Here is a 4021-nt window from a genome sequence, read left to right as displayed (position 1 = left end):
TAGTAAAAAAAAGAATCATATTAGGGGTATTTAGTATGCGTTATACGTGGATACATGTTTGATATAGATTTTTGGTACTCAATCCATCAAAAATCTATAAATACAGGTTGACTAATCGTAAGAAAAGCATACCTAACGGTATGCGACTTAGACAACAAAAGTACTTGAATAACATAGTAGAACAAGATCATCGCTTTATAAAGAAGCGAATCCGTTCTATGCTAGGCCTTAAATCTTTTGACACAGCTACATCCATTCTTTCTGGAGTAGAAGCCATGCATATGATTAAAAAAGAACAGATTGCTTTACGGAGCCAGTCTGCACAAAATCAAAAAGAATTTATCCATCAATTGTTTGGACTTGCAACATAAGATACGATTCCGTTAGGAATATATATGCTTTATTCCCTTGTGTTTTATTTTTGCACCAGAACCCAAAACAGAAGTCTTAAACTAGACTCCTGTTTTTCGACGTGAAGTGAATTACAAAAATTATTTATGGTTTCATAATAGTTAATGGAAAATACTTCATCTAATTTGATAGTAAGAAACTTTGTAACAGAACCTTTTTTAATAGTTGCACATTCAGAAAGCGCTTTCATTTGTGATAGTAGTTATAATCTACATTTTTTACAAAACATTTCTTAGCATATTTAGCTTTAAGCATTAGTAACAAACCTTTATTGTTTATAGATTTTAACCATGATATTTTCGTATTTTTAATATATAGATTCCTAAAATAATAAATCCTAGTCCTACAAATGGGGTCGTTGGAAGCTTTGTTCCTGCTGATGGCAGGTAATGCTTTTCTTTACTTGCAAGATTCTTTTCTTCTGTGTGCTTTTTACTTTGTGTATCATAAGATTGTTTAGCATTTTCATATGTAGCATGCACTTTTTTGATTTCTAGGTCACTTTTTATTTTTCGATTCTTGATTTTTATTTCTGCTATCTCGCCAGTTTTTACTTCTAATTTTTTTATTGTAGGATCAAGTACATATCCCTCTGGAGCTTGAATTTCTTTTATAACATACGTATCAGTAGGAAGGTTATTTAATGTAGCAATTCCATTCTCAGCTGTAGTGATTTCTTTTATGAAATTCCCATTTTCACTTACAACCTCAAACACAGCCCCTTTTAAGACTTCTCTATTTTCTCCTACCTTCATAATTTTTAAAGATCCTAAAATTTCCCATTTTACTACTATATCTGCACTGCTTTTCTCGCTCGTTCTTGGTAATAAGGCAGTTGTATTTTGAACCCTTTGTTGTCCATCAAAGATAACTGCTTGTAAACTCTGAAATTTTGTATTTACTCTTAACTTGAAATTTCCACTTGGTGTGTTTTTCGGAATCAGAACTTTAAAATTTTCCTTGATAGAGAATTCATTCTTTTTTTCACCTTGTTCATTTATAATTTGAACTCCTTCTGGTGCATCCTCAATTTGAACGGAATATACTCCAGATACTGCATTTGATTGAACCATATATAAATTTGTTTCAAAATAGTCTCCATTTTTTTCTACAGTTTGTTTTCCATTAGGTATTATATTCAAATATGTTTCCTGCACTTCAGTACCTTTAGAAGCTTTTTCTACCAGATGTTTTACAAGGTTATATATCTGTTGGTTTTCTGTTTTTGAATCGGCGAGTTCAATTTTTTTAGATGCAATCCAGATAGCTAATTGAGTTGCATAGTAGGCTTCCTCTTTTGTAGAAACCCCTAATTCTGCTGGCGTTTTTTGAGGGTATCCATAAAGTAAAACACGATATACAAAATCATCCTCTTTTCCAATTTCAGAAAGGTTATCTCCATTAGGTGAATTCAACTCAGGTGATAAACAATACGCAACATCTTTTGATGACGTTCTTAGAAAGTCTGACTTTACCTTTACTTCAGTACCTTTGAATTTAATATAATTCCAGTTCATTTGAAATTTTTCTTGATGTATTATCTCGGCTGCTGCTTGTGGCATAGAAACTCCTAGCAACATAATGATTAAACTCATAATTCCAAACCATTTTGTTAACATCTTGCGGTTCATTTCATTCCCACCATTCATCAAATTTTTAGGATAAATCCTACATATTAATTGTACCTGTTGTAAAAGTAAGTTTATTTTAATTATTCAGAAAATTTAGGGCGTAAATAAAGATTATGTTATAGTATCATATATTCTGATGATCTTTATTGTTTAATTGAGTTCATGATATTTGTTAAAGATATTACCTAAAGTACTGGCGTAAATATTATTTTATATTATTAAAAAATGATTCGAAAAATCAATTTTTAAAGTGTGATTTATGTATCAAAAAATAAATACACTTAATAATCTACCTATGAAATAGATGTTTCCTCTATTCCATCTTCTTTCACAAAACGCATATCTGTATTTTCAGAAATTTCGGCTATATTTATATTTATTATATTTAGAAAGTATATGGCTTGCAATCTAAAATTTCATGCAATATTGCATGAAATTTTAGATTTTTTTATGTTATATTATTAAATTGGTTTTGTTAAAAAGTTTGAAAAGAGTTGTGTACAATCGGTTCGGAGGCCCAGAAGTTCTTGAAATTCAGGAAACCCCCATTCCCCAAGCAAATAAGGGAGAAGTACTTGTCAAAATGTTTGCCACTTCCATCAACGGAGGTGACTTAAATGTATGAAAAGGTACAGCCAGTAAGATAACTAACGTACTTTCAAAATTCCCTAAAACCATTGGTCAAGATGTAGTAGGGATAGTGGACAAGTTAGGACCTGATGTCACGGACTTCAAGGTTGGTGGTGTGGGGAAATACTACAACTAATACCAATGCTACAGCTGAATATGTTGTTATAAACGTAAACAAGCCCTCGTTAATGCCATCTCAAATGTCTCCAATAGAAGCTGCAGCATTGCCTTGTGCAGGAGTCACAGCTCTAATTGCTCTAGTGATAAAGGGAACATAAAAGCTGGTGATCGAGTCCTTATACGTGGAGCAGGAGGTGTCGGTATTTTCGCCATACAGATTGCAAAAGCACTTGGAGCACATGTTACAGTCCTCGCTTCAAAAACTACCATGGATGCAGTAATAAACTATGGTGCGGATGAAGTATTCGACTATCGCAAAACATCATCTGAAGAACTCGAGTTGTTTGATATCATCTTTGATACAGCAGGAAAAGATCTTAAAGCATTTAGAAAGAAACTTAAACCAGATGGAAAATTGCTCACAATTGCATTTGATGCTGAAAAACCAATAAGAGGTCTATTCAGTGTTCTTCTTTCTGCACGGTACGGACAGCACCGAACCCGTTTGGTAATTGCGTTTCCTAATCGCAAAAACCTCACACACCTTGCACAGTTGGTCAATAATGGTGATATAGTTCCCGCCATCAATTCCATCTATCCAATGGAGCAAATTGTTGAAGCCCATCGACATGCTGAAAATCGTGGTATCTTAGGAGAAATTATTATTATTACCATAGCTCAGTCTTAATTCGTGTCTTCCGCTAACGGGAATTATGTAAATACGAATCCCCTTCAGCAAGTAAGCTGAAGGGGTTTTTTCTAGATATATTGAATACCGATAAGTGGGGTTATGTAAACTTTTAATATGGTTTTTAATCTCTGGACAGGATTAAAATTATTTATACAAACTAATCCCTTATCTATTATAGATAAGGGATTAGTTTAGTTTTGTTGTATGGTATAAACAAAATTGAGTGTCATAATATAGTGTAACATGAATATTTATGTGTTTTTTAAATTTTATTTATTCTAAATAAACAAAAAGAATTAGTGTGATACTAGTTCTTTTTGTTTGTGGATCCATATTTAAGAGCTTTAATTTGATGTTGATGTGATGGAACCTCAAGTATGTAGAAATTAAAAAAAGTCCCTTAATAAGGCTAAAGGGACTTTGCTCACACAAATGATCTGCACATCAATTCACTTTTGATGTACAGATCATTTGTATGATAATTTTTATAAATAATTGCGGAATAATGAACTTACATTACTGCTTTTAAAAGTTCTTG

The 4021-nt window shown here is 32.3% G+C and carries 3 protein-coding genes and 1 pseudogene; 3 read left to right on the top strand and 1 reads right to left on the bottom strand.

The window, feature by feature from the left end; genetic code table 11:
* Positions 1–137 precede the first annotated feature (137 nt).
* Positions 138–371 (top strand): annotated as a pseudogene (locus JDS80_RS30310) (DDE-type integrase/transposase/recombinase); the annotation flags it as partial.
* 324 nt (positions 372–695) lie between these two features.
* On the opposite strand, the gene JDS80_RS30305 reads toward JDS80_RS30310, so the two are convergent.
* Positions 696–2042 (bottom strand): SpaA isopeptide-forming pilin-related protein, encoded by a 1347-nt coding sequence (locus tag JDS80_RS30305; protein WP_199640777.1) that lies wholly within the window; start codon positions 2040–2042, stop codon positions 696–698.
* A gap of 643 nt (positions 2043–2685) precedes the next feature.
* On the opposite strand from JDS80_RS30305, the gene JDS80_RS32275 reads away from it, so the two are divergent.
* Both JDS80_RS32275 and JDS80_RS30295 read left to right on the top strand, forming a co-directional pair.
* Positions 2686–2808: an alcohol dehydrogenase catalytic domain-containing protein gene (locus JDS80_RS32275; protein ID WP_116733509.1), complete on the top strand. Its 123-nt coding sequence runs from the start codon at positions 2686–2688 to the stop codon at positions 2806–2808.
* 93 nt (positions 2809–2901) lie between these two features.
* Positions 2902–3480 carry an NAD(P)-dependent alcohol dehydrogenase gene (locus tag JDS80_RS30295; protein ID WP_199640776.1) on the top strand — a complete coding sequence of 193 codons (579 nt, stop codon included), beginning with the start codon at positions 2902–2904 and terminating at the stop codon, positions 3478–3480.
* Positions 3481–4021 lie beyond the last annotated feature (541 nt).

This window comes from Bacillus cereus group sp. N8 (genome assembly GCF_016483685.1).
GTDB lineage: Bacteria > Bacillota > Bacilli > Bacillales > Bacillaceae_G > Bacillus_A > Bacillus_A proteolyticus.
This window is presented reverse-complemented; position numbering and strand designations above follow the sequence as displayed.